Raw genomic sequence first — 22,871 nt, forward strand, 5'->3', positions numbered from 1 at the left:
GGTTGGCAACTTTTTCCAAGCCCGAACTGTATATTTGCCCTGGGAGCGGAACGTTTCGGACGCTTAAGAGGGGGACTGGTTGGGTTTGCCCGACCTTGTTGCATCGCTCGCCGCTTAGAAAGTAAGGTCAGTCGCTTCGGCGGCTGGCCTTTTTTTATACATCGTGGTGAGCACCAACCGCCGCCGGCCGGGCCGAAATTCTAGGATGGCGCTGACTATGCCCGTAGGATGCCGAAACTGAAACTCTAGGCATGGCATCGGCAGTTTGCCGGGGCGCATTTCGCCAGCCCAAACATTATCTGGAGTTGGCAGCCAGGAAGCCAAAGCCCCGAAATCAGCGTCTTCGATGGGAACCTGCCCTTGCGCTATCTCGGAAGCTGCATTGTCCAGTCCGTGTTGCTCGAGAGTATGTCGCACCCCAGACTGGTCAAGCACAAGCTCAAAGCCCTCAACGTTAAGCCCGGTTGCTGCCTGGATTTGAACCGCTAAACCCGATGGTATTGGGCCTACTCTACAAAAGCCTTCGCCAGCTTTGCCAGTTGGAGAGGAGGTGTAAGCGAGCAGTTCGGCAATAGAGTAAAATTCTTGCTTCATCAAGTATGAAAAGAGTGACTCTTTTGACAAACCTACCCTACTGACTCCACCGATTAGCTTCATCACCAACAATTCAGCATTCCTGCCCCGCTGCCGTTGTAGGTTTGCGCCAATGGCGCTGCCCGACACTCTCCGCTCCCTGCCCGACCGCTTCGACACCTGGCTGACCCGCGCTGCGGCGCTGCTGGGCTGGCTGCGCCCGCTCCAGATTCTGCCCTACCGCAGCTACGGCACGGCCAGCAGCTTCTACATCAAGGGGCGGCTGCTGGCCGACCAGGGCATTGCCACGGCCACGGCCACCGACTCGCGCTGGCGCAACTTCCGCAGCATGTACCGCCGCTTCAACTCGCGCGAGGTGGCCGGCGCCGAGCTGCTCGTGACCCTGCCCGACGGCCAGCAGTACCGCACCACTACCGACGAGGAGGGCTACTTCCTGCTCGTGCTCACGCCGCGGGCCCTGCCCGAGCCGGTGGCGCACCTCTGGTATCCGGTGCCGCTGCGGCTGGACTCGGTGCCGGCGCCGCTGCGGCAGCCCACGCTGGCCGTCACGGCCGCGGCCCACGTGCTGGTGCCGCCGGCCACGGCCGAGTTCGGCGTCATCAGCGACATTGACGACACCATCTTGGTGACCGAGGCCACGAGCCTGCGCCGGATGCTGGGCAACGTGCTCTTGCGCAACGCCCACTCGCACCGGGTGCTCGACGGCGTGGCCGACTTCTACCAGGCCCTGCAAAAGGGCCGCACCGGCCGGCCCGACAACCCGTTTTTCTACGTCAGCTCCTCGCCCTGGAACCTGTACGACGTGCTGGAAACTTTCCTGGAAATCAACAACATCCCGCCCGGCCCGCTCTTGCTGCGCGACCTGGGTCTGGGCCGGCCCAAGACTGCACCGCCGCCCGGCATCACCGGCTCGGCGGCCATCCATTTCGGCCACAAGCTGCACGAGATTGACGATTTGCTCTGCGCCTACCCCCGCCTGCCCTTCGTGCTGCTCGGCGACAGCGGCCAGGAAGACGCCCGCATCTACCGCGAGGTAGTGCGCCGCCACCCCAGCCGCATCCGCGCCATCTACATCCGCGACGTGCAGGTGGCTGCCCGCGCCGTGCTGGTCGGCCCCGTGGCCGCGGAGCTGCGCGGCGAGGGCGTCGAGATGCTGCTGGTGCCCGACTACGCCGCCGCCGCCCGCCACGCCGCCACGCTGGGCCTGATTAGCAGTTAATAATTCTATTTGTCATCCTGAGCTTGCGCAGCACGAGCAGGATGACAGACGGTTAGCTACTATGGTCGGCCACGATGAGCCACTGGCCGCTGAGCTTGCGCAGCACGAGCAGGAAGTGGCCCTGCAAGTCGCCAGCGGCGGGGCGGGCCAAGTGCCAGCGGCCCACCACCTGCGCCGCGCCGGGCGCCAGGGGCGTGACTTGCAGATTGCTAAAGTCGAGCTGGCCCATAGCGGCGGGGCTGGGGTAGCTTTTGCGGTAGTTGGCCAGCGTGGCCTGGTAGCCGTAGGTGGGGCCGTTTTTGCCGATGAAAACCAGTGAGTCCGAGGGCCAGTAGCCTTGCATGAAGCCAGCCACGTCGCCGCGGTTCCAGGTGGCGGTCTGAGTACTGAGCAGTGCCCCGATGGCCTGGCGCACAGCGGCGGGCGCCTCGGGGGCGGTAGCCGTTTGCGGAAGAGTTGGGGTGCAGCCGGCCAGCAGCCCTACCCCCACCGCGCCCACCAACCTCCGGTTCAGTTTATACTTTTCCATTCCTCATTTTTAGTTATCAATTATCTCCGCTACGTAGGCCGCGCCGCCCAGCCGGCGCATGTTGCGCAGCACGTGGCGCTGCTTGGCGCGGGCCACCGGGCCGGGCTGGCTGGCCCGAAAGCGCAGCGGATTGGGCAGCACGCCGGCCAGCAGGGCAGCTTCCTGGTAGTTAAGGGCCGAGGCGGGCTTGTGGAAGTAACGCTGGCTGGCCGCTTCCACGCCGAAGGTGCAGTCGCCCATTTCGGCCACGCTCAGGTACATCTCCATGATGCGGCGCTTGCTCCAGAGCACCTCGATGAGCACCGTGAAGTAGGCTTCGGCGGCCTTGCGCACGTAGGAGCGGCCGGGCCAGAGAAACACGTTTTTGGCTACTTGCTGCGAGATGGTGCTGCCGCCCACCACGGGCTTGCCCTCGGCGCGGTGCCAGTTGCGCTGGGCGGCGCGCCACATGGCGTCCACATCAAAGCCGTGGTGCACCAGAAAGCGCTGGTCTTCGGCCGCGACCAGGGCCAGCGGCACGGCCGGCGCCACCTCGCTGATGCGACGAAACTGGTAGCGCACCCGGCGCGGGCTTTCCTGAATGCCATAGTAGCCGCGGCCCACCGGCGGGCGGGCGCGGCGCTCCAGCATCAGCCAGGTGGCCGGCGGCGGCACCCAGCGGTAGATTAAAACCCAGGCCACCGACGTTAAAAACAGCACTGCCCCAATCTGCAAGGTCAGCGAGCCGGCCCTTTTCAGCCAATGAGCGACAGAGCGAGGAGGAGTGGTAGCGGCCATTGGGGCAAAAGTAGGCGCGGCGCGGAGTTAAGCCAACCCGCTACCTTTCGCGGGCTTTGTTGTTTAGCAAGCAGCCCACTCCCTACCCCCCCGCCGGGCGCTACGCTTTTCCCTACCCCCCTCGCCAGCGGCAAGGCCGTTAGTTGTTTCCCTAATTATCCTGCTCCCGATGCCCCGCCTGCTGCCTTTATTTCCGCTTAACCTCGTCGTATTTCCGGGGGAGAAGCTTAATCTGCACATCTTTGAGCCGCGCTACCGGCAGCTCGTACGCGACTGTCTGGAGCAGAACCTGACCTTCGGTGTCCCGCCCTTTCTGGACAACACGCTCAGCGAGCTGGGCACCGAGGTGCGGCTGATGAGCGTCGAGAAAACCTACAATTCGGGCGAGCTGGATATCCGCACGCGGGGCGTGGGCGTGTTTCGGGTGCAGCAGTTTTTTCGGCAGGCGCCGGGCAAGCTCTACGCCGCCGGGCAGGTCGAAACTATTGTGAGCGACGACGAGGCCGACCCGGACTTGCGCGAAATTATTACGGTGCAGGTGCGGCAGCTCTACGAGGCGCTGGGCCTGCGCAAGCTGCTGCTGGAGCTGGCTCCCGACTATAGAATCTACGACGTGGCCCACCACCTGGGCCTGAGCACAAGCCAGGAATATGACCTGCTGGCCACCACGTCGGAGCTGGAGCGCCAGGAAATCGTGCGCGAGCACCTCGAGCGCATCCTGCCCGTGGTGCTCGAAACCGAGCGCCTCAAGGAGCGCGTGCGGCTCAATGGGCACTTTAAGAATTTAACGCCGCCTAACTTCTAATCTGAACCACGGATTTATCGGATTAAACGGACTAATCGGATTTCGAGGACGATTCTACCGAATAGAAAAGGCCACTCACTTGAGTGGCCTTTTGATTTTTTAGGGGGGGTAGGGATTTTGACTCTGACTCAAGAGAATCGTCCTCGAAATCTGACTAATCCATTTAATCCGATAAATCCGTGGTTCAGACTTACTGCTTCAGTCCGGCTGGCAGGCCCTGCGGAAACTGCTGGGCAATAGCCTGCTGAATCTGCTGGATGCGGTTGCCGGGGTCGGGGTGGGTGCTCATAAATTCGGGCTGCGAGCTGCGTCCACCCTGGGCTTGCAGCATTTGCATGACTTGCAGCATGGCGCGGGGGTCGTAGCCGGCCGGCGCCGTAAACTTGACGGCCAGATTATCGGACTCCAGCTCATCCTCGCGGCCGAAGCGCAGGTTTATCACCTTAGCGATGGCGGCGGCCACGGCGGCCTTGGCGATGGACGAGCCAGGGCTGTTGGGGTCGTAGGAAGCAATGCTGGCGGCCCCTGCCAGGCCCTGGGTTAGGTTGGATTTGGCCACCTGCTCGGCCGAGTGGCGGCCTACTACGTGGCCTACTTCGTGGGCCAGCACGCCGGCCAGCTCGGCTTCGGATTTTAGGTTTTTGAGAATGCCCTGGGTGATGAACACCTGCCCGCCGGGCAGGGCAAAGGCGTTGATGGTCTGGTCATCGGCCAGCAGGTGAAACTGAAATTTGTAGGGCGTGCGCGTGTTGAGCTGATTGGCCTGCACCAGCCGCTGCCCGACCTGCTCGACGGCGGCGCGGGCGCGGGTGTCGGGGCTGAGGCCGCCGTACTGAGCCGCCATCTCAGGGGCAGCCTGCAAACCCAGGGCGATTTCCTGGTCGGCGCTCATGTTGACGTGCTGCGTCTCGCCGGTGACCTCATTTTTCGAGGTATTGAAATAGTAGCCGAACAGCGTTACGGCGGCCATAATCAGGCCGATGATAACGCGAAGATTGAGGCGCATGAGCGGTAAATAGGTGAATGGGTAACTGAGTGAATAGCTGTTGCAACAACAGCCTACTGTTCACTCGACGCGCTTTTAACGGCTGACCTTGCGCGGGGTTATAAAATCCCTACCCCTTCTAGTCACTCATTCACTTAATCACTCTTTCACCGTACCGCCAGTCCCTGAGTCTGGGCGAATATCTCCACGGCGGTATCCACGTTCAGCCATTTGGAGCGGTAGCGCGCGGCCGCTGGCCCGTGCAGATACATGATGCTGTTGCCCTTGATGGCCTGAATAATGGCCTTGGTCTGGGCCACCGGCAGGGCCGGGCAGCCCTGGCTGCGCCCCAGGTGGCCGTGCTGCTTAATGAAGTCCTCGCACACGTACTCGGCGCCGTGCACTACCACGGCCCGGCTTTCGGCATTGGTGTTGAAGCCGGGGTCGAGGCCATTGATTTTCAGCGAAGTGCCGTGCTTGCCCTCGTAGGTAGCGGCGGCCGTGCGGTAGAAGCCCAGGCTGCTCTGGTTCGAGCCACCGAGGTTGGAGAAAGCCACTGGCTCAACGTCGCCGGTGCCGCGGCCGTGGGCCACGAGCGTGTGAAACAGCAGCCGGCCCTCAGCGATATTTATCACCCACAAGCGCTTCTGGTGGCTGGGCCGGGCAAAGTCGATGAGCGTGAGCACGGGTCGGGTGGTGCGCCGGCCTTTGCCGGCCGCGGCCTGCAAGTTGTAATAGCCCACCAGTCCTTCCCGGAAAACCGGCAGCGTCAGCCCCGTGGGGCCCAGCCCGGCGCGGGCGTAGAGCCGGGCCGCGTGCTGCTCGAAGCTGGCCGAATACAGCGCCTTGCGCGCCTGAGCCGGCAACTGCCCGGCCGCCGATGGGCGCGGGCTTTGCTGCGCCAGGGCCGGGCCGGCACTCAGCCAGAGCGCCGCCATTAACAGCCAGTGCGTCAGGCGCGGAGCGCGCCCGGCCGACGGTAGCGAAAGAGAGAAGGTGCGCGTCGTCATCTAGTTAAAAAGCAGGTGAGCAGCCCGGTCTATCGGGGCGAAGGCGCCGCCGGAGCGAGCCTTGCGCCAATTTTAGGCCGTAATTTCGGCCTCTAACCAGTTTCGGCGGTCATCTGGTTCGCCGGAACACCGCTTTCCCGCTGCTTTTCTGTTCCCGCGCCTCGCTTATGCCGCTCGTTTCCCGGCTTGCTCCCCTACCCCCGCCCGCCCGCCCGGCGCCGCGCCGCCGCGCCGCGGGACGGGCCCTGCTGCTGCCGCTGCTGCCGCTGCTGCTGGGCTGCGGCCACGACCTGCCCGCCCAGCTGCCCGGCTTCGACGCGGCGGCCTGGCGCCGCGACCCCTACGCCTGCCTCGGCCAGCGCCCGGCCCTGGCCCCGGCCCTGCTGCGCGCCCGCAACCAGCTCTACAACGCCCGCGCCAACGCCGTCGATAAGCTCCTGGGCCACCCCGACGAGGAGGAGCTGCGCGCCCAGACCGAAAAGGTGTACTACTACTACCTGGCGCCCGGCACGCAGTGCCAGCCCGCCCACCGGCGCTCTTCGGCCCCCCGGCTCAGCCTGCGCTTCGGCCCGCTGGGCACGGTGACCGAGATTCTGGCCGACCCCCTACCCCCCCACTAAGCTGCAAAGCCCAAAAAGGCCCACCGAATAAACGGCGGGCCTTTTTTAGATTTCTCTATAGGGAAAACTCTCGGCGGGTGCGGCCGGCCGGGGCGGCTTAGCCTAGGCCGTTGCCCGTGCCGGTGGGCGTCGGGCTGGGCTGGGCCGGCTGGTCTTCGGGGCGCAGCTGGCTGAGCTGGCTGGGCGTCAGGATGCGGCTGCACTCTTGCTGGTACTGGCTGTCCAGCTCCGACATTTTCGTGGACAGGGCGCCGGGGTCGTTCTTATAGTCGCGGTTAATCAGCGCCACTTGGTTGACGCGGGTTTTGTTTATCTGATAGAGCTTGACGTACTGGCCCTCATTGAGCTTGAGCCGGGTGCTCATGTCGCGGGTCAGCTCAGCGGCGGCGGTCGAGAGGGGCTGCTGGGCCAGCGTGTTAGGCGTAGCCGCTACTTGGTCGCGGCGCTGGGCGTGGGCGGCGGTGGAAACCAGCGCTAAGCTGGCTACCAGGAGCAAAGGGTAGATGTTGGAAAACATAAAAAAAGAAATGAAGGGTGGTGAAATGCGGTATGGCCGTAAAACGCAACTTAAACATAGGTGAGTTTTACTGTTCGGCCTTTCCTTGACATAAAAGTAAGAATAGTTTTCATTATTGTATTTAGTTTTTCATTTTTTTATTGAATTCCACCAAAAATAATGGCAGAAGCCCGCCCCAGCAACCTGGAACGGGCTTCGCTAAGCTGAGCCGGGCAGACGCTCGCCTACTCGATGCTGGTCATGGGCTTGTGGTCGGGGCTCTTGAAGGCCTGCATGGCCACGAGCGAAGTGATGACGCCCGACATGGTGCCCAGCAGAATAATGGCCAGAAAGGCAATCACGACCGACAAGTCGAACCCGAACAAGTCGCGGGCGCGGGTCAAATCCATCGATTTAGGCAGCACCGTCGTGAGCACGATGAAGGCCAGCCCGAGCGCGACCGAGGCCACCATCGCCGTGATAATCCCCGTGCCGAAGCCTTGCAGGTAGGGCATCCGGTTGCCCTTGGCGCGCTTGTAGCGGGCAATAGCCAGCGTGACGCCAACCACCAGAATCAGCACATCGAGCGCGCCGGCTTCAATGCGGTGGAAAAAGCCCAGCACGGCGGCCAGCAGCGTGTAGCCAACCAGAGCGGCGGCCGTGTAGAGGCCCATGCGGAAGCCGTTGTTTTCGGGGGTGAGCGTGGCGTCAGCCATAAAGCAAAGGGTTCGGGTAAGAGGAAGGGGGTAGGGAAAAGGTGCCGGCGGGGGAAGCCAGCTTCGGGCTACTATACTTAGTTTTCGGACCTGATGTTTGGCCAGCGGCCGGTTTTGGCCGGGCCCGGCCAGCGGCTTGCGCACGGGCGCCGGCACTTAATTGAGGACTAAGTAGTTATTTTTCGGATTGGCCCAGGCGGCCCGCGCGCCGGCCCGCCCGGTGAAGCGGACCAGAGCGCAGAGCAATTTGCGTAATTTTGGGCAACCAGCCGGTTTCGGCGCTTTTTATCCGCTTTCTTTTTTGCTGCTTCTCAATGATTTCGACTACTAATGTGAGCTTGCGCTACGGCAAGCGCGTGCTGTTTGAAGACGTGACGGTGAAGTTTCTGCCCGGCAACTGCTACGGCCTCATTGGGGCCAACGGGGCGGGCAAGTCCACGTTTCTGAAAATCCTGAGTGGCGAGCTGGAGCCCAACACCGGCTCGGTGGAGCTGCCCGCTGGCCAGCGCCTGGCCGTGCTCCGGCAAAACCAGTTTGCCTACGACGAGCAGCCAGTGCTGCAAACCGTGATTCAGGGCCACCAGCGCCTGTTTGCCGTGATGCAGGAAAAGGATGCGCTCTACGCCAAGGCCGACTTCACGGACGCCGACGGTGAGCGCGCCGCCGTGCTCGAAGGCGAGTTTGCCGACCTTGAAGGCTGGAACGCCGAGTATGAAGCCGCCGAGCTGCTCTCGGGCCTGGGCATCACCGAAGACAAGCACTCCCGCCTGATGGCCGACCTCGGCGCGAGCGAGAAGGTGCGCGTGTTGCTGGCGCAGGCTCTGTTTGGCAACCCCGACGTGCTGCTACTCGACGAGCCCACCAACAACCTCGACGCCGAGAGCGTGCTGTGGCTGGAAAACTTCCTCGACGGCTTCCAGAACACCGTTATTGTGGTGAGCCACGACCGCCACTTCCTCGACGCCGTGTGCAACTACATGGCCGATTTGGACTTCTCGAAAATCACGATGTACCCCGGCAACTACTCGTTCTGGTACGAGAGCAGCCAGTTGGCCCTGCGCCAGCGCCAGGAAGTAAATAAGAAAACGGAGGACAAGCGCAAGGAGCTGGAAGAATTTGTGCGCCGCTTCTCGGCCAACGCCTCCAAGAGCAAGCAGGCCACCTCGCGCCAAAAGCTGCTCCAGAAGTTGACCTTGGAAGACATCAAGCCCTCCTCGCGGCGCTACCCCTACATCGCCTTCAAGCCCGAGCGCGAAGCCGGCAACCAGCTGCTCACCGTGGAGGGCATCAGCGCGAAAGTCGATGGCAAGTCGGTGCTCAAGGACGTGTCGTTTGCGCTGGATAAGGGCGACAAGGTGGCCATCGTGGGCCGCGACGACCGCGCCGCCTCGCTGCTCTTCGACATTCTTTTCGGCCACGCCAAAGCGGACAAGGGCGAATGCAAGTGGGGCACGACCATCACGCCGAGCTACTTTCCGAAGGAAAACTCCGACTACTTCCAGGCCGACGACATGAACCTGGTGGACTGGCTGCGGCAGTACTCGGTGGAGAAGGATGAGAGCTTCGTGCGCGGCTGGCTAGGGCGGATGCTGTTCTCGGGCGAGGAGTCGCAGAAGAAGCCCAACGTGCTGAGCGGCGGCGAGAAAGTGCGCTGTATGCTCAGCAAGATGATGCTCGAAAGCGGCAATGTGCTCGTGCTCGACGACCCGACGAACCACCTGGATTTGGAAAGCATTCAGGCCCTCAACAACGGCCTGAAAGATTTCACCGGCTCGCTCCTGTTTGCCTCCCACGACTTGCAGTTCATCGATACCATCGCCAACCGCATCATCGAGCTAACGCCCGACGGCATCATCGACCGGCGTATGAGCTACGAAGAGTATCTGGCCGACGAAACTATCAAGGCGCAGCGCCAGCGCAAGTACCAGTTGGCTTAGCTTTTAATTGGGAATCAGGAACGAGGAGTAAAGAATTTTAGCAGCCCTCTTTTCGTTAATTCCTCACGCTTCATTCCTCATTTCTCATTCAACTCATGAAATCCTTTTTTCTGCCGCTGCTCACGGCCGCGGCGCTGCTCACGGCCACCAGCGGCGCCCAGGCCCAGGACAAGCCGGTACTAAACACGACGCCCCCCGGCTCGCGTCCGGCCCCGCAGCCGGCGCCCGCGCCTCAGCCTCCGCAGCCCGCCACGCCTCAGCCCGAGCCAGCCACCGTCCCTACCCCCCCTTCGGCGCCCGAAGCCCCGGTGGCGCCGGCCCCCGCCCCGGCTAATGTGCCCGCCCCTACCCCCGACAGCCCGTCGGGCCTCAACTTTCCGGGCCGTGGCCGCACCAAGCACACCGAAGGCTTCGGCGGGCCGGCTTTGACGGCCAAGAAGTATTTTATCTACACGAACTTCGGCCTGGGCTTTAATTCCTTCGACGGTCTGAGCCAGTTCAACGTGAGTGTCGCGCCCGCCTTGGGCTACCGCGTCACGGACCGGCTTTCCGTCGGGCCGGGCATCTCCTACTCGTATGGCCGCATGTCGCTGACCGACAATGTACCGGCCAATATAGCGTTTCCGAACGGGGAGCGCGCCGTTTCCACGAGCAGCCTGGGCTTCAAGGCGTTTGCGCAATTCATGGTCTACAAGCAGTTTTTCCTGCACGGCGAGTATGAAGTGACAAACGCTGAGCTGGTCAACGCCCGCTATGAAGTGTTCAAGCGCAACGTGAGGACGCCGCTGCTCGGCGCCGGCTACCGCACCGAGTTTAGCAGCAATGCGGCGGCTGATATCGTGGTGCTGTATAATTTCAACTCTGGGGTTGGCACCAGCATTTACGGGCAGCCCGAGATTCGCTTCAACTTTCTCTTTAACATCGGCCGTTAGCCGAGTCGTATATCATCGAAAAAGCCCTCCCGCAATGCACGGGAGGGCTTTTCTTGTGTTCAGCCAGTCGTCAGCTATACCGGGCGGCGCCCGCTGATGACGCGTAGCAGGATGGCGATGATGGCGATAACGAGCAGAATGTGAATCAGGCTGTTGCTCTGCAGGTCGGTGCCGAGAATGCCGAAGTAGCCGAGGGCCCAGATGAGAATCAGGACGACGGCGACGATATAGAGGAGGTTACCCATGACGGAAGAAATTTGAAGGGTGAAAGGGGAAAAGAAACACTTCTGCGGGTTTGTACGGGGCAGGTTTCAAAAAAGATATCGTTTGGTTAAAATATTGGCTGTCCGGGCCGCGTGGCGGGGCACGGCTTAGCTTTGCGGGCAGCACAAAGGGGGCCGGCGCGGCGGCCTCTTCGTACTTCCCCTCTCCCACCCCTACCCCCCTGTTTTATGATGAACGTCGCCGTTATCGGCTCCGGCACGATGGGCAATGGCATTGCGCACGTTTTTGCCCAGCACGGCTTTGCCGTGGCTTTGATTGACGTCAGCCAGCCGGCCCTGGACCGGGGCCTGGCCACCATCAGCAAAAACCTGGACCGGCAGGTGAGCAAGGGCAGCCTGCCCGAGGCCGACAAAACCGCCACCCTGGGCCGCCTGCAAACTTTTACTTCCCTGGAAGAAGGCGTGCAGCGTGCCAGCCTGGTGGTAGAAGCGGCCACCGAGAACGTCGAGCTGAAGCTGCAAATCTTCCGCGACCTCGACCAGTTTGCGCCGCCCGAAGCCATTCTGGCTTCCAATACGTCTTCTATTTCCATCACCCGCATCGCGGCCGTCACCCGGCGCCCGGCGCAGGTCATCGGGATGCACTTCATGAACCCGGTGCCGGTGATGAAGCTCGTGGAAGTCATTCGCGGCTACGCCACATCGGAGGAGGTGACGGCGCGCGTGATGGACCTGTCGCGGCAGCTGGGCAAAACGCCCACCGAAGTCAACGACTACCCCGGCTTCGTGGCCAACCGCATCCTGATGCCGATGATAAACGAGGCCATCACGGCCCTGTTTGAGGGCGTGGCCGGCGTCGAGGAAATCGACACGGTAATGAAGTTGGGCATGGCCCACCCGATGGGACCCTTGCAGCTGGCCGACTTCATCGGCCTGGATGTGTGCCTGGCCATTCTGCGCGTTTTGCACGAGGGCCTGGGCAACCCCAAATACGCGCCCTGCCCGCTGCTGGTCAATATGGTGATGGCCGGCCGCCTGGGCATCAAGTCGGGCGAAGGCTTCTACCAGTACACGCCCGGCTCTAAAGAGCTGGCCGTGAGTGAGCGGCTGCGCAAGTAGTAAAGCAGCGTGGACTCGGCGAGTCCGCGCTACTGCCCTACCCCCCTGTAAGGAACGAACCGCCCGCGCGTCTAACCCGTTAGCTTATCAGCGTAATTAATTTAATCAGCAACATCTGCGATTTATGGAAAAAGCAACATTTGGCGCCGGCTGCTTCTGGTGCGTCGAGGCCGTGTTTCAGAATTTGAAGGGGGTAGGAGAAGTCGTGTCGGGCTACGCCGGCGGGCGCATCAAAAACCCCACTTACAAGGAAGTGTGCAGCGGCCTGACCGGCCACGCCGAGGTCATCGACATCAACTTCGACCCGGCCGTCATCTCCTACAAGGAGCTGCTGGAAATCTTCTGGAAAACCCACGACCCGACCACCCTCAACCGCCAGGGTACCGACGCCGGCACCCAGTACCGCTCGGTGATTTACTACCACAGCGACGAGCAGCAGCGCCTGGCCGAGGAGTACAAGCAGAAGCTCAACGAGGGCCAGGCCTTCCCCAACCCCGTAGTGACCGAAATCACGGCTGCCCCCGAGTTTTACGTGGCCGAGAACTACCACCAGAATTACTACAACCAGCACGGCCACGAGCCCTACTGCCAGTTTGTGGCCAAGCCCAAAGTGGACAAGGTGAAGGCGCTATTTGGGGAGAAGCTGAAGCAGGCTGTCTGAACCACGGATTTATCGGATTAAACGGATTAATCGGATTTCGAGGACGATTCAACTTCGGGCTTGATGTCTTCTCTAAAAAGGAAAAGGCCACTCTGATGAGAGTGGCCTTTTCCTTTTTAGAGGGGGGTAGGGATTTGAACGGAAGCTTGCCGAATCGTCCTCGAAATCCGACTAATCCGTTTAATCCGATAAATCCGTGGTTCAGACACTGACGCCAAAGTCCCGCAATGCCTCATTCAGGCTGGTTTTCAAGTCCGTGCTCGGCTTGCGCTGGCCGATAATGAGCGCGCAGGGCACCTGGTATTCGCCGGCCGGAAACCGCTTGGGGATGGAGCCGGGAATGACCACGGAGCGAGGCGGCACGTAGCCGCGGTATTCTTTGGGCTCAGGGCCGGTCACGTCGATGATGCGGGTGCTGCCGGTGATGGTGACGCCCGCCCCGATGACGGCCTCGCGGCCGATGCGGCAGCCCTCGACCAGGATGCTGCGCGAGCCGATGAAGGCACCATCTTCGATGATGACGGGCGCGGCCTGCACGGGCTCCAGCACGCCGCCCAGCCCTACCCCCCCACTCAGGTGCACGCTCGCCCCCACCTGCGCGCAGGAGCCCACTGTGGCCCAGGTATCGACCATCGTGCCGGCCCCGACGTAGGCACCGATGTTGACGTAGCTCGGCATCAGAATCACGCCGGGCGCCAGAAACGCGCCGTAGCGGGCCGTGGCTGGCGGCACCACGCGCACGTGCTGCTGGGCGTAGTCGGCTTTCAGCTCCATCTTGTCGTGGTACTCAAACGGGCCAACCTGCTGGGTGCTCATCTGCCGAATGGGAAAGTAAAGGATGACCGCCTTTTTCACCCATTCATTGATTTTCCACTCGCCATCCTCCTCGGCCGGCGGCTCGGCCACGCGCAGATGGCCCTTGTCCAGCTCCTCGATGACGTGCTCGATGGCGGCTCTGGTTTCAACTTCTTCGAGCAGGTTGCGGTCGGCCCAGGCAGCTTCGACGGCAGTTTGGGCGGCGAAACGGTCGAGCAGGGTGTTGGGGGCGTGGTGCATGGCGGTGGTAGGCTAAGCAGGACAGAGTTGAGAAATGAAAGCCCGGCAAAACTAGCATCTTTGACCCGTGCCTGGCTCCGATTCCTCTTTATTTGTTGTGCTGCTGGCCTCGGTGCTCAAGCCCGTCGACGACACCCGGATGCGGGGCAAGTTTGCCGAAACGCTGCGCCAGCTACCTGGCGCGCGGGTGCACGTGGCCGGGCGCACCGGCGGCGCTGGCCTGGCGGCGGCCGTGAGGCAGCATCCGATTTTCAGCGGCAGCCGGCTGAGCCCGGACCGTCTGCTGGCTCAAATCCGCTACTGGCGCTTATTAAGGCGGCTGCAACCGGCCCTTGTATTCGTGCACGCCCCGGAGCTGCTGCCGCTCACACTGCTCTGGCAGCGGCTGGGGCGGGACCGGCAGTTTGTGTACGACATTCGGGAAAACTACGCGCTTAATGTCGCCACGCAAGGCGTTTACCAAGGCTTGGCGCGGCGCCTGCTGGCGGCCGGCCTGCGCGGCGTAGAAGCTGCCGCCAGCCGGCGCGCGGCGGCCATCATGCTGGCCGAGGAAAGCTACGCCGACGAGCTGCCGTTCCTGGCGCGGCTGCCGGCCGGGCGGGTGCTCATCCTGGAAAATAAATACCAGCCCGGCCCCGCCGAATCCCTACCCCCCCTCGCCCGCCCAAGGCCCGCGCCGGCGGCCCCGCTGCGCCTGCTTTACTCCGGCACCATCTCGGAATTAAACGGAGTACGCGAGGCTATTCAACTGACGCAAGAGTTAACTAAAATCCGGCCCGGCGGCGCGCAATTGACTATTATCGGCTTCTGCCAGCAGCCGGGCCTGCTCGCTGAGATTGAGCGGCTAGCGGCTGAAAACCCAGCCTGGCTTACGCTGATTGGCGGGGCGCAACTGGTGCCGCACGCGGCCATCGTGGCGGCTATTTCCCAGGCTGACGCGGGGCTGCTGCCCTACCACCCCCACCCCAGCACCGCGCGCTGCCGGCCCACCAAGCTCTTTGAATACCTGGCCCACGCCCTGCCCGTGCTCGTGCCCGATAACCCGCTCTGGGCGGCGCTGGTGCGGCGCCATCAAGCCGGGCTGGTCGTGGATTTCGGGCAGCCGGCGCGGGCGGCGGCGGCCGTAGCGGCGGCGCTGACGGCCAGGGCCGAATTTTACCCGCGGGGCGCGCCGGCCGAGGTGTTGTGGGAATTGGAAGCCAAAAAATTGCGGCATTTAGCCGAAACCTTACGCTAAGCTGCCACCTTTGCGGCCCCTTGTCGGCGGCGCGGCTTTGCGGCCGCCCGGCCCGCGGCGGCCACCAGCAACATCTCAGCCGTGGCTGGTCGGGCTGCGTATCTTTATCACTCTCTGCTTTCCTGTTCCCACCCCCTATTTTCCTACCTTGATGGCTTCTCTGCGTCAGTCCGAAATTGCCGGCGTCGGCCACTACGTGCCGGCCCGCGTGGTCAAGAATGCCGACCTCGAACAGCTCATGGAAACCACCGACGCCTGGATTCAGGAGCGTACTGGCATCCAGGAGCGGCGCTGGTTTGAGGAAGGCACCGACACGACGGCCAACATGGGCGCCAAAGCCGCCCGAAAGGCCCTCGAAATGGCCGGCCTCACCCCCGACGACGTGCAGCTCATCGTCTTCGCCACGCTTTCGCCCGACTACTTTTTCCCCGGCTCCGGCGTGCTTTTGCAGCGCGAGCTGGGCCTGAAGGACACCACGCCCGCCCTCGACGTGCGCAACCAGTGCTCGGGCTTCATATATGGCCTGTCGGTGGCCGACCAGTTCGTGCGCACCGGCATGTACGACACCGTATTAGTAGTGGGCTCCGAGATTCATTCTTCGGGCCTCGACAAAAGCACTAATGGCCGCAACGTGGCCGTCATCTTCGGTGATGGCGCCGGCGCCGTGGTGCTGCGCCCCAGCTCCCGCGCGGGCCACGGCATCCTGAGCACCCACCTGCACGCGCAGGGCGAATTTGCCGAGGAATTGATTGTCAAGGAGCCCAGCTCGAACCGCGACAACCGCAACGAGCGGATGATGGAAAACAAGCAAGACCTCTACCCCCTCATGAACGGGCAAAACGTGTTCAAGCACGCCGTGGTCCGCTTCCCGCAGGTTATCAACGAGGCGCTGGCGCAGAACAACTTACAGGCGTCAGATATTGACTTGCTCATTCCGCACCAAGCCAACCTGCGCATCAGCCAGTTTGTGCAGCAGAAGATGGGGTTGCCAAATGAGAAGGTGTACAACAACATCATGCGCTACGGCAACACCACGGCCGCCTCCATCCCGCTGGCCCTGAGCGAGGCCGTGCAGGAAGGCCGGGTCAAGCGCGGCGATTTGGTGTGCCTGGCCGCGTTTGGCAGCGGTTTCACCTGGGCCTCAGCGCTGATTAAGTGGTAAAAAGAACGTCATGCTGAGCGCAGCGGAGCGGAGTCGAAGCATCTCTACCGGGGGAGTAATCCACGGTAACTAACGATTGAGTTAGCCTGCGGTAGAGATGCTTCGACTCCGCTGCGCTGCGCTCAGCATGACAAACGCCTCGAATGCCCTCCCACACCGAAGAAAACTACCTTAAAGCCATCTACAAGCTCGCCGAAGCCGAGCCGGCTACCGGCGTAAGCACCAACCGCATTGCGGCGGCGCTGGCCACCCGCGCCGCTTCGGTCACCGACATGCTGCGCCGCCTGGCCGACAAGGGCTTGCTGGCCTACGAAAAATACCGCGGCGTGCAGCTCACCGACGAAGGCCGGCGCGTGGCGCTGCTCACCATCCGCAAGCACCGGCTTTGGGAAGTGTTTCTGGTGCAGCAGCTGGGCTTCGCCTGGGACGAGGTGCACGACGTGGCCGAGGAGCTGGAGCACGTGGCCTCGCCCCTGCTCATGCGCCGCCTCGATGCCTTCCTGGGCCACCCGGCGCTGGACCCCCACGGCGACCCCATCCCGGCCGAGGACGGCGCCATGCGCCGCCCCGCCCACCGCCTGCTGGCCGACTTACAAACCGGCGAGAAAGGCGTCCTGGCCGGCGTCAAGAACACCTCGGCGCCCTTTCTGCAATATCTTGATAAAGTGGGCCTGCCCCTCGGCGCCCGCGTCGAGGTGCTCGACATAGTCGCCTTTGACCACTCGCTGGAGCTGCGCGTGAACCGCGACCGCACGGCCCTGGTTTCGGCCGAAGTCAGCCGCAATCTGTTCGTGACCGAGTAGCTGTCTGTTGTCTGAACCACGGATTTATCGGATTAAACGGATTAGTCGGATTTTGAGGACGATTCAGCACCGGTCGGTTAAGCAAAGAAGCTACTTCGGCGAGTGGTCTTCCGTTTTTCAGAGGGGGTAGGAACTCGAAACCAACCGGTGCTGAATCGTCCTCAAAATCCGACTAATCCGTTTAATCCGATAAATCCGTGGTTCAGACAATTGTTGCCCTCTCTACCCCGCCCGGCGCGGGCGCGCTGGCCATCGTGCGCCTCTCCGGCCCCGACGCTATTGCCATTGTTGCGCGGGTTTTCTCGAAGAAAAGCCTGGCCGAGCAGCCCGGCCACACCCTGCACTACGGCCCACTGCGCGACGACGCCACGGGCCAAATCGTGGACGAAGTGGTCGTCTCGCTCTACCGCGCGCCGCGCTCCTACACCCGCGAAGACCTCGTGGAAATCACCGGCCACGGCTCCGATTACGTGGTGCGCCAAATCCTGGCTTTGCTCCTGCGCCACGGCGCCCGCCTGGCCGAAGCCGGCGAGTTCACCAAGCGCGCCTTTCTCAACGGGGCGCTGGATTTAACCCAGGCCGAAGCCGTGGCCGACCTGATTGCGGCCGATTCGGCCCTCTCGCACCAAGTGGCGCTGAATCAGCTGCGCGGCGGCTTTTCTAGTGAGCTGAAGGCTCTGCGCGGGCGGCTGATTCACTTCGCGGCCTTGCTCGAGTTAGAGCTGGACTTTGGTGAGGAAGACGTGGAGTTCGCCGACCGCCGCGGGCTGAGCCAGCTGCTGGTCGAGGTGCGGGGGGTAGTGAGTGGCCTGCTGCGCTCGTTTGAGTTGGGCAACGTCATTAAAAACGGCGTTACCACGGTCATCGCTGGGCGGCCCAACGCCGGTAAATCAACCCTGCTCAACCAGCTTTTGCGCGAGGAACGCGCCATCGTCTCGGCCACGGCCGGCACCACCCGCGACTTTATCGAGGACGAGGTTAGCCTTGACGGCATCCGCTTCCGCTTCGTGGACACGGCCGGCCTGCGCGATAACCCTGCCGACGAAATCGAGGCCATCGGCGTAAGCCGCACCCGGCAGCGGGTGCAGCAGGCGGCGCTGCTGCTCTACCTCTTCGACGTTACGGAGCTAGGCCCGGCCGAGGTCGCGGCCGACGTTGCGGAGCTGCTGGGGGGTAGGAAAATTCCGGTGCTGCTCGTGGGCAACAAGCGCGATTTGGCCTTCGGCAATGAGGAATTAAGAACCGAAGGACGGCGTAAGCCAATGAAGAATGAAGAGTTACTGATAGCTGACTTTGCGCTGAATAAAACTTCGGTCGCTCATTCCTCATTCCTCATTCCTCATTCCTCATTGATTCTCATTTCCGCCGCCCAGGGCGCAGGGCTGGCCGAGTTGCAGGATGCCCTGCTGGCGCAGGTGCGCGGCGCCGGGCTGGCCGGCAATGCCTCGGCCACTATCGTCACCAACGTGCGCCACGCCCGCGCCCTGGAGATGGCCGCCGCGCACCTGCAAGCCGTGGCCGACGGCCTCACGACTGGCCACGGCACTGAGCTGCTGGCCGCCGACTTGCGCCACGCGCTGGCCGCGCTGGGCGAGATTACCGGGGATATTTCCTCGGATGATTTGCTGACTAGCATCTTCACCCAGTTCTGCATCGGCAAGTAACTGCCCGGACCTGCGCCCCCGGCAATGCTATCAAACCAGCACAGGCCCGCAAAAAAGCCGCCCGGCCCGAACTTCTGCCCGCTAAAGCCGGTACTACCAGCAGGCTCGGCCGGGCTGGCTCCGTGTGGCTTGCCACTTCTTCCGTAGTTTCGCCCCGCACTCCCTACCCCCTTTCTACTCTCTCCTTACCTCTCCCGCTCATGGCAGAATCTGCTGAACTCATCCTCGACGGTAAGTCGATTTCCCTACCCGTCATTGAAGGCACCGAGCACGAAAAAGCCTTCGACATCGGCAAGCTGCGCGACCAGACCGGCTACGTTACCCTCGACTCGGGCTATAAGAACACCGGCGCCACCAAGTCGGCCATCACGTTCCTGGATGGCGAAGAAGGCATTCTGCGCTACCGCGGCTACCCCATCGAGCAGCTCGCCGAGCAGTCCAGCTTCCTAGAAGTGGCCTATTTGCTGATTTATGGCGCCCTGCCCACCCAGACGCAGCTCGACGAGTTCAGCCACCAGATTACCAAGCACACGCTGGTGCACGAGGACGTGCGCAAAATTTTCGATGGCTTCCCCTCGGCGGCTCACCCGATGGCCATTCTCTCCTCGCTCATCTGCGCGCTCACCGCGTTTTATCCCAAGAGCATCGACCCCGAGCAGAGCGCCGAGGAGATGAACCTCAACATCCTGCGCCTGCTGGCCAAGCTGCCCACCATCGCCGCCTGGACCTACAAGAACTCGCAGGGCCACCCGCTCAACTACCCCCGCAACGACCTCGACTACACCTCGAACTTTCTCTACATGATGTTCAGCTTCCCGACCGAGAAGTATGACCTTAACCCGGTGGTGGTCAGCGCCTTGAACAAGCTCCTTATCCTGCACGCCGACCACGAGCAGAACTGCTCGACCTCGACGGTGCGCCTGGTGGGCTCGGCCAACGCCTCGCTCTACGGCTCGGTGTCGGCGGGCATCAACGCGCTGTGGGGCCCGCTGCACGGCGGCGCCAACCAGGAAGTGGTGGAAATGCTGATGGAGATTCAGGCCGACGGCGGCGACACGAGCAAGTTCATCAACAAGGCCAAGGACAAGAACGACCCGTTCCGCCTCATGGGCTTTGGCCACCGGGTGTACAAAAACTTCGACCCACGCGCCAAAATCATCAAAAAGGCCGCCGACGACGTGCTCAAAGCCCTCGGCATCGACGACCCACTGCTGCGCATCGCCGGCGAGCTGGAGCAGGCCGCCCTCACCGACTCCTACTTTATCGAGCGCAAGCTCTACCCCAACGTCGACTTCTACTCCGGCATCATCTACCGGGCGATGGGCATTCCGACTGAGATGTTCACTGTGCTCTTCGCTATGGGCCGCCTGCCCGGCTGGATTGCGCAGTGGAAGGAAATGCGCGAAAACAAGGAGCCCATCGGCCGCCCCCGCCAGATTTACACCGGCGAGTTGGTGCGCGACTACGCGCCCATCAACGAGCGGGCTTAGCCTAAGGTAGTGCACACAGCTCTTGCTTTGCACTAACATTTCCCTACCCCCCCGAAAACAGGAAAAGCCCGCTCATCAGAGCGGGCTTTTCCTGTTTTCGGGGGGGTAGGGAAATGTTAAAGCGCCTTTAGTTGAGGCGATGCGCGGTGAGGTTGCTGCGCAGCTGCTGGTAGGCCAGGCGCTGCTCGGGCTGAAGCAGGGCGGCCAGCTCGGCTTCGTAGCGGGCCTGGGCGGTAGCCAGCCACGTGTCGCGCTCGGCGGCCGTGGCGTCGGCGAGGCCACTTTCGAGCAGGCTGCGCTCGGCCAGCATTTGCAGGTGCAGGGCTTTCACTTTCAGGTATTGGCCTTCATTAAAATGAATGCGCTGGGCCAGAGCGCGGGTGAGCACCGTGGCGTGCGCCACTATCCGGGGTGAGTACATAAGGGTGGTGGGGTCGGGGGAGCCGGCGGGGGTAGCCGTCGACACCAAGGTGGAAAGGATGAGAGTGGCGAAGAACTGAACCATAAAGTTTGGAAAAATAAGGAGTGAAAAATGAAACTTCTACTTCTCGCCGCTCCAACTATTCCGAAACGACTTATCCAAACCTACGCAAAATTAAAAAATACACAAAAAACGCTTTTTTTGGCACTTTTTTAACGCCCCTGTTTTCGCCTCTTATTATAACTAACTGGTTCTAGCCATATTATGTTCCTCAAAAAAAGCCGGCCTTCAGGTTATAAAAAATGCCCGCTGTTGGGCGGGCACTACATTATCCTCGGAAAATTGAATTATATTTTTGTATATCAAGCAATACTTTAAGTGAAAATCAGCGCCTTAGCTTATAAAATTCGTAATTCAATGCGGCGGTTTTGCTGGCGATGCGCGTCGGTATCGTTGGCGGTCAGGGGGCGGTTGGCACCGTAGCCTTTGGCCCGCAGGCGGCTGGCGGCCACGCCGTGTCCGGCCAGATACTCCTGCACGGCCTGCGCCCGGCGCTGCGACAGCAGGGCGTTGGCCTCGGGCGTGCCCACATTATCGGTGTGGCCGGAAATTTCAATCTGCACGTCGCGGTACTGGCGCATAAACTCAATCAGGCGGTTCAGCTCGGTGCGCGACTGCGGCTTGAGGGCGTACTCGTTGGTGTCAAAAAACAGATTATTCAGCACCACGCTGCGGCCGGCGCGCACGGGCTCCAAATAAATATCTAACGTGAGCGGGTTGAAACTCTGCTTGCCGGTGTAGTCGAAGCTCAGGCTTTTGAGCAGGTACTTGTCGGCGGCGGCGTACATGGCGTAGCGGCGGCCCTCGTTGAGCACCACGGTGTAGTCGCCCTCCACGGGGTCGGAGGTCACGAACTGCGTCAGGGCGTCGGTTTGCACGTCGTAGAGCTTCACATCGGCCTTGAGCGGCTTTTTGGTGATGGCGTCGAACACCCGCCCTTGCGTGTAGGTGCTGGTTTCGCGGGCCTGCACCGGCGGCGGCACCGCGAAGCCGAAAAGCTCAACCGGCGCTTCGCGCATCGATGGCCGCGCCGTGACGCTGAGGTTGACCGCGTTTTTGTCCTGCACCGTGCGCGAGCAGAAGCCGCGCAGGTTGTCGGAGGTAACGAAGAGTGAGGCTTCGTTCTCGAACGTGTTGAGGGGGTAGCCCAGGTTGCTGGGCACGCCCCACTTGTTGGTGGCCGGGTCCATCAGCTCGCAGCGGAACACGTCGAGGCCGCCCATGCCGATGAGGCCATCGGTGACGTAGTAGAGCGTCGTGCCGCTGGCGTGGATAAACGGGGCCATGTCCTTGCCGGGCGTGTTGACCGGCGCGCCGAGGTTGCGGGCCGCGCTCCAGGTGCCGTTGTCCTGCAAGGTGCTCACGTACAGGTCTTCCTGGCCTACCCCCCCGTCGCGGTTCGAAGTGAAGTAGAGTGTGCGCCCGTCGGCCGAAAGCGAGGGCTGCGAGTCCCAATCCAGGGAATTGACGCTGCGGCCCAGGTTCTGGGGTGCGCTCCAGGTGTTGCCGGTGCGCCGCGAGATGTAGAGGTCACAGTTGCCGATGGCGCCGGGCCGGTCGCAGGACGCGAAGACGAGCGTTTTACCGTCGCCGGCGATGGTGCCGGCGCCCTCGTTGTAGCGCGAGTTAATATTTGGGGCAATGCCCACGGGCTCGCTCAGGCCACCGTCCTTGATTTGGCGGCTGATGTAGAGGTTTTCGTCGCTCTCGGCCGTGGGCCGGCCGGTGAAGAGCAGAAAGCGGTTGTCGGCCGTCAGGGCCGGAAAATACTGAAAGCGGTAGGCGTTGAGCGGGCCGGCCAGGCGCTCGGGCGTGCTGCCAACGGGGTGCTTGAGCGCTTCCAGCGCGTAATCGCAGGTTTTGAGGTTGCGCTCGGCGCGGGGCAGGCCGCGCAAGCTGCGGGGCGCCACTTTCAGCAGCTGCCGGTAGGCCGTAGCGGCGGTTTCGTACTCGCCAAAGCCCAGGGCCAGGTCACCGAGCGTCATATAATCGGCGGCGCGGTCGGGCTCAGGCTTGGCGGCGCGCAGACCCTCCTGGTAGGCCGCGAGAGCCGCACGCTTGTCGCCGAGGGCTTTCAGCAGTGAGCCCTTGAGCACAAAGGCCTCCGTGAAGGAGGGAAACTTCTGATTGAGCTGATTCAGCGTCTCAATCGCCTTGGCAAAGTCGCGGGCCTTGGTTTGCTCCTGGGCTTTTTCGAGCAGGTTACGGGCCTTGTTGTTGACGACCGGCTGGCGCACGGGGGGTAGGGTTTGGGCGCCCGCATAAGCCAACGGCATGAGCAGCAGCCAGCTGAGCCACAACAGACCGGGCCACGGCCCCCGATAACAGCCCCAGCGGGCGAGTACTAGACGCAT

General features: G+C 62.3%; 23 protein-coding genes. 12 read left to right on the forward strand and 11 right to left on the reverse strand.

Translation table 11 applies throughout. The features are described 5' to 3' along the window. Positions 1-114: 114 nt before the first annotated feature. On the reverse strand, positions 115-594 hold the full coding sequence (locus tag ACFE70_RS02570; RefSeq protein WP_375416138.1) for a hypothetical protein: 480 nt from the start codon (positions 592-594) through the stop codon (positions 115-117). 112 nt (positions 595-706) lie between these two features. Between ACFE70_RS02570 and ACFE70_RS02575 the strand changes: the two genes are divergently transcribed. Continuing rightward, positions 707-1,813, forward strand: a complete 1,107-nt coding sequence (locus ACFE70_RS02575) for an App1 family protein (RefSeq protein ID WP_375416139.1) — start codon at positions 707-709, stop codon at positions 1,811-1,813. A gap of 52 nt (positions 1,814-1,865) precedes the next feature. On the opposite strand, the gene ACFE70_RS02580 is transcribed toward ACFE70_RS02575, so the two are convergent. Together ACFE70_RS02580 and mtgA are read right to left on the reverse strand one after the other, a co-directional pair. Further along, entirely contained in the window at positions 1,866-2,342 is a 477-nt protein-coding gene (locus ACFE70_RS02580; protein WP_375416140.1) for a YybH family protein, read from the reverse strand. A gap of 9 nt (positions 2,343-2,351) precedes the next feature. Next, on the reverse strand, positions 2,352-3,119 hold the full coding sequence (gene mtgA, locus ACFE70_RS02585; protein WP_375416141.1) for a monofunctional biosynthetic peptidoglycan transglycosylase: 768 nt from the start codon (positions 3,117-3,119) through the stop codon (positions 2,352-2,354). A gap of 169 nt (positions 3,120-3,288) precedes the next feature. Here mtgA and ACFE70_RS02590 point away from each other — a divergent pair, with 169 nt between their 5' ends. Then, positions 3,289-3,924 (forward strand): LON peptidase substrate-binding domain-containing protein, encoded by a 636-nt coding sequence (locus ACFE70_RS02590; protein ID WP_375416142.1) that lies wholly within the window; start codon positions 3,289-3,291, stop codon positions 3,922-3,924. A 190-nt stretch (positions 3,925-4,114) separates the two neighbouring features. On the opposite strand, the gene ACFE70_RS02595 is transcribed toward ACFE70_RS02590, so the two are convergent. Both ACFE70_RS02595 and ACFE70_RS02600 read right to left on the reverse strand, forming a co-directional pair. Then, positions 4,115-4,930 carry a M48 family metalloprotease gene (locus ACFE70_RS02595; RefSeq protein ID WP_375416143.1) on the reverse strand — a complete coding sequence of 272 codons (816 nt, stop codon included), beginning with the start codon at positions 4,928-4,930 and terminating at the stop codon, positions 4,115-4,117. A 146-nt stretch (positions 4,931-5,076) separates the two neighbouring features. Continuing rightward, a complete protein-coding gene (locus ACFE70_RS02600) occupies positions 5,077-5,919 on the reverse strand; it encodes a murein L,D-transpeptidase catalytic domain family protein (protein ID WP_375416144.1) in 843 nt (280 codons plus the stop codon). 167 nt (positions 5,920-6,086) lie between these two features. Between ACFE70_RS02600 and ACFE70_RS02605 the strand changes: the two genes are divergently transcribed. Beyond that, a complete protein-coding gene (locus ACFE70_RS02605) occupies positions 6,087-6,539 on the forward strand; it encodes a hypothetical protein (RefSeq protein ID WP_375416145.1) in 453 nt (150 codons plus the stop codon). 97 nt (positions 6,540-6,636) lie between these two features. Here ACFE70_RS02605 and ACFE70_RS02610 read toward each other — a convergent pair whose 3' ends face one another. Together ACFE70_RS02610 and ACFE70_RS02615 are read right to left on the reverse strand one after the other, a co-directional pair. Beyond that, on the reverse strand, positions 6,637-7,056 hold the full coding sequence (locus tag ACFE70_RS02610) for a hypothetical protein (protein WP_375416146.1): 420 nt from the start codon (positions 7,054-7,056) through the stop codon (positions 6,637-6,639). A 224-nt stretch (positions 7,057-7,280) separates the two neighbouring features. Then, complete coding sequence (locus ACFE70_RS02615; protein WP_375416147.1) at positions 7,281-7,751, reverse strand: DUF4199 domain-containing protein; 471 nt, start codon at positions 7,749-7,751, stop codon at positions 7,281-7,283. A gap of 314 nt (positions 7,752-8,065) precedes the next feature. Between ACFE70_RS02615 and ACFE70_RS02620 the strand changes: the two genes are divergently transcribed. Both ACFE70_RS02620 and ACFE70_RS02625 read left to right on the forward strand, forming a co-directional pair. Next, the gene (locus tag ACFE70_RS02620) at positions 8,066-9,688 is read left to right on the forward strand and encodes an ABC-F family ATP-binding cassette domain-containing protein (RefSeq protein ID WP_375416148.1); all 1,623 of its coding nucleotides are present in this window, start codon (positions 8,066-8,068) and stop codon (positions 9,686-9,688) included. Positions 9,689-9,783: 95 nt separating this feature from the next. Continuing rightward, positions 9,784-10,620, forward strand: coding sequence for a hypothetical protein (locus ACFE70_RS02625; RefSeq protein WP_375416149.1), 837 nt, complete (start codon positions 9,784-9,786; stop codon positions 10,618-10,620). A gap of 74 nt (positions 10,621-10,694) precedes the next feature. Here the strand turns inward: ACFE70_RS02625 and ACFE70_RS02630 are convergent, their stop codons facing one another. After that, positions 10,695-10,865, reverse strand: a complete 171-nt coding sequence (locus ACFE70_RS02630) for a lmo0937 family membrane protein (protein WP_375416150.1) — start codon at positions 10,863-10,865, stop codon at positions 10,695-10,697. A 207-nt stretch (positions 10,866-11,072) separates the two neighbouring features. On the opposite strand from ACFE70_RS02630, the gene ACFE70_RS02635 reads away from it, so the two are divergent. Beyond that, on the forward strand, positions 11,073-11,963 hold the full coding sequence (locus ACFE70_RS02635; protein WP_375416151.1) for a 3-hydroxybutyryl-CoA dehydrogenase: 891 nt from the start codon (positions 11,073-11,075) through the stop codon (positions 11,961-11,963). Between the two features lie 124 nt (positions 11,964-12,087). Further along, positions 12,088-12,624, forward strand: coding sequence for a peptide-methionine (S)-S-oxide reductase MsrA (gene msrA / locus ACFE70_RS02640; RefSeq protein ID WP_375416152.1), 537 nt, complete (start codon positions 12,088-12,090; stop codon positions 12,622-12,624). Positions 12,625-12,825: 201 nt separating this feature from the next. Here msrA and ACFE70_RS02645 read toward each other — a convergent pair whose 3' ends face one another. Beyond that, on the reverse strand, positions 12,826-13,680 hold the full coding sequence (locus tag ACFE70_RS02645) for a 2,3,4,5-tetrahydropyridine-2,6-dicarboxylate N-succinyltransferase (RefSeq protein WP_375416153.1): 855 nt from the start codon (positions 13,678-13,680) through the stop codon (positions 12,826-12,828). Positions 13,681-13,747: 67 nt separating this feature from the next. On the opposite strand from ACFE70_RS02645, the gene ACFE70_RS02650 reads away from it, so the two are divergent. The 5 genes from ACFE70_RS02650 to ACFE70_RS02670 all read left to right on the forward strand — a co-directional run bounded on the left by ACFE70_RS02650 (position 13,748) and on the right by ACFE70_RS02670 (position 20,036). Further along, positions 13,748-14,917, forward strand: coding sequence for a glycosyltransferase (locus ACFE70_RS02650; protein ID WP_375416154.1), 1,170 nt, complete (start codon positions 13,748-13,750; stop codon positions 14,915-14,917). 160 nt (positions 14,918-15,077) lie between these two features. Then, the gene (locus tag ACFE70_RS02655; protein ID WP_375416203.1) at positions 15,078-16,079 is read left to right on the forward strand and encodes a 3-oxoacyl-ACP synthase III family protein; all 1,002 of its coding nucleotides are present in this window, start codon (positions 15,078-15,080) and stop codon (positions 16,077-16,079) included. Between the two features lie 143 nt (positions 16,080-16,222). Then, a complete protein-coding gene (locus tag ACFE70_RS02660) occupies positions 16,223-16,882 on the forward strand; it encodes a metal-dependent transcriptional regulator (RefSeq protein ID WP_375416155.1) in 660 nt (219 codons plus the stop codon). A 197-nt stretch (positions 16,883-17,079) separates the two neighbouring features. Beyond that, positions 17,080-18,546, forward strand: a complete 1,467-nt coding sequence (gene mnmE, locus ACFE70_RS02665) for a tRNA uridine-5-carboxymethylaminomethyl(34) synthesis GTPase MnmE (RefSeq protein ID WP_375416156.1) — start codon at positions 17,080-17,082, stop codon at positions 18,544-18,546. Positions 18,547-18,746: 200 nt separating this feature from the next. Next, the gene (locus tag ACFE70_RS02670; protein ID WP_375416157.1) at positions 18,747-20,036 is read left to right on the forward strand and encodes a citrate synthase; all 1,290 of its coding nucleotides are present in this window, start codon (positions 18,747-18,749) and stop codon (positions 20,034-20,036) included. Between the two features lie 127 nt (positions 20,037-20,163). On the opposite strand, the gene ACFE70_RS02675 is transcribed toward ACFE70_RS02670, so the two are convergent. Together ACFE70_RS02675 and ACFE70_RS02680 are read right to left on the reverse strand one after the other, a co-directional pair. Next, on the reverse strand, positions 20,164-20,541 hold the full coding sequence (locus ACFE70_RS02675) for a hypothetical protein (RefSeq protein WP_375416158.1): 378 nt from the start codon (positions 20,539-20,541) through the stop codon (positions 20,164-20,166). A gap of 314 nt (positions 20,542-20,855) precedes the next feature. Then, positions 20,856-22,793 carry an OmpA family protein gene (locus tag ACFE70_RS02680; protein WP_375416159.1) on the reverse strand — a complete coding sequence of 646 codons (1,938 nt, stop codon included), beginning with the start codon at positions 22,791-22,793 and terminating at the stop codon, positions 20,856-20,858. Positions 22,794-22,871: the final 78 nt, after the last annotated feature.

The organism is uncultured Hymenobacter sp. (assembly GCF_964243305.1).
Taxonomy (GTDB): Bacteria; Bacteroidota; Bacteroidia; order Cytophagales; family Hymenobacteraceae; genus Hymenobacter.

Excerpts from the sequence above, each read along its gene's own strand:
- ACFE70_RS02605 (WP_375416145.1), top strand. The coding sequence starts at position 6,087 with ATGCCGCTCGTTTCCCGGCTTGCTCCCCTACCCCCGCCCGCCCGCCCG.
- ACFE70_RS02660 (WP_375416155.1), top strand. The coding sequence starts at position 16,223 with ATGCCCTCCCACACCGAAGAAAACTACCTTAAAGCCATCTACAAGCTC.
- ACFE70_RS02570 (WP_375416138.1), bottom strand. The coding sequence starts at position 594 with ATGAAGCAAGAATTTTACTCTATTGCCGAACTGCTCGCTTACACCTCC.
- ACFE70_RS02610 (WP_375416146.1), bottom strand. The coding sequence starts at position 7,056 with ATGTTTTCCAACATCTACCCTTTGCTCCTGGTAGCCAGCTTAGCGCTG.
- ACFE70_RS02620 (WP_375416148.1), top strand. The coding sequence starts at position 8,066 with ATGATTTCGACTACTAATGTGAGCTTGCGCTACGGCAAGCGCGTGCTG.
- ACFE70_RS02645 (WP_375416153.1), bottom strand. The coding sequence starts at position 13,680 with ATGCACCACGCCCCCAACACCCTGCTCGACCGTTTCGCCGCCCAAACT.
- ACFE70_RS02595 (WP_375416143.1), bottom strand. The coding sequence starts at position 4,930 with ATGCGCCTCAATCTTCGCGTTATCATCGGCCTGATTATGGCCGCCGTA.
- ACFE70_RS02580 (WP_375416140.1), bottom strand. The coding sequence starts at position 2,342 with ATGGAAAAGTATAAACTGAACCGGAGGTTGGTGGGCGCGGTGGGGGTA.
- ACFE70_RS02615 (WP_375416147.1), bottom strand. The coding sequence starts at position 7,751 with ATGGCTGACGCCACGCTCACCCCCGAAAACAACGGCTTCCGCATGGGC.
- ACFE70_RS02600 (WP_375416144.1), bottom strand. The coding sequence starts at position 5,919 with ATGACGACGCGCACCTTCTCTCTTTCGCTACCGTCGGCCGGGCGCGCT.
- msrA (WP_375416152.1), top strand. The coding sequence starts at position 12,088 with ATGGAAAAAGCAACATTTGGCGCCGGCTGCTTCTGGTGCGTCGAGGCC.
- ACFE70_RS02675 (WP_375416158.1), bottom strand. The coding sequence starts at position 20,541 with ATGGTTCAGTTCTTCGCCACTCTCATCCTTTCCACCTTGGTGTCGACG.
- ACFE70_RS02670 (WP_375416157.1), top strand. The coding sequence starts at position 18,747 with ATGGCAGAATCTGCTGAACTCATCCTCGACGGTAAGTCGATTTCCCTA.
- mtgA (WP_375416141.1), bottom strand. The coding sequence starts at position 3,119 with ATGGCCGCTACCACTCCTCCTCGCTCTGTCGCTCATTGGCTGAAAAGG.
- ACFE70_RS02575 (WP_375416139.1), top strand. The coding sequence starts at position 707 with ATGGCGCTGCCCGACACTCTCCGCTCCCTGCCCGACCGCTTCGACACC.
- ACFE70_RS02635 (WP_375416151.1), top strand. The coding sequence starts at position 11,073 with ATGATGAACGTCGCCGTTATCGGCTCCGGCACGATGGGCAATGGCATT.
- ACFE70_RS02625 (WP_375416149.1), top strand. The coding sequence starts at position 9,784 with ATGAAATCCTTTTTTCTGCCGCTGCTCACGGCCGCGGCGCTGCTCACG.
- ACFE70_RS02590 (WP_375416142.1), top strand. The coding sequence starts at position 3,289 with ATGCCCCGCCTGCTGCCTTTATTTCCGCTTAACCTCGTCGTATTTCCG.
- ACFE70_RS02630 (WP_375416150.1), bottom strand. The coding sequence starts at position 10,865 with ATGGGTAACCTCCTCTATATCGTCGCCGTCGTCCTGATTCTCATCTGG.
- ACFE70_RS02680 (WP_375416159.1), bottom strand. The coding sequence starts at position 22,793 with ATGCCGTTGGCTTATGCGGGCGCCCAAACCCTACCCCCCGTGCGCCAG.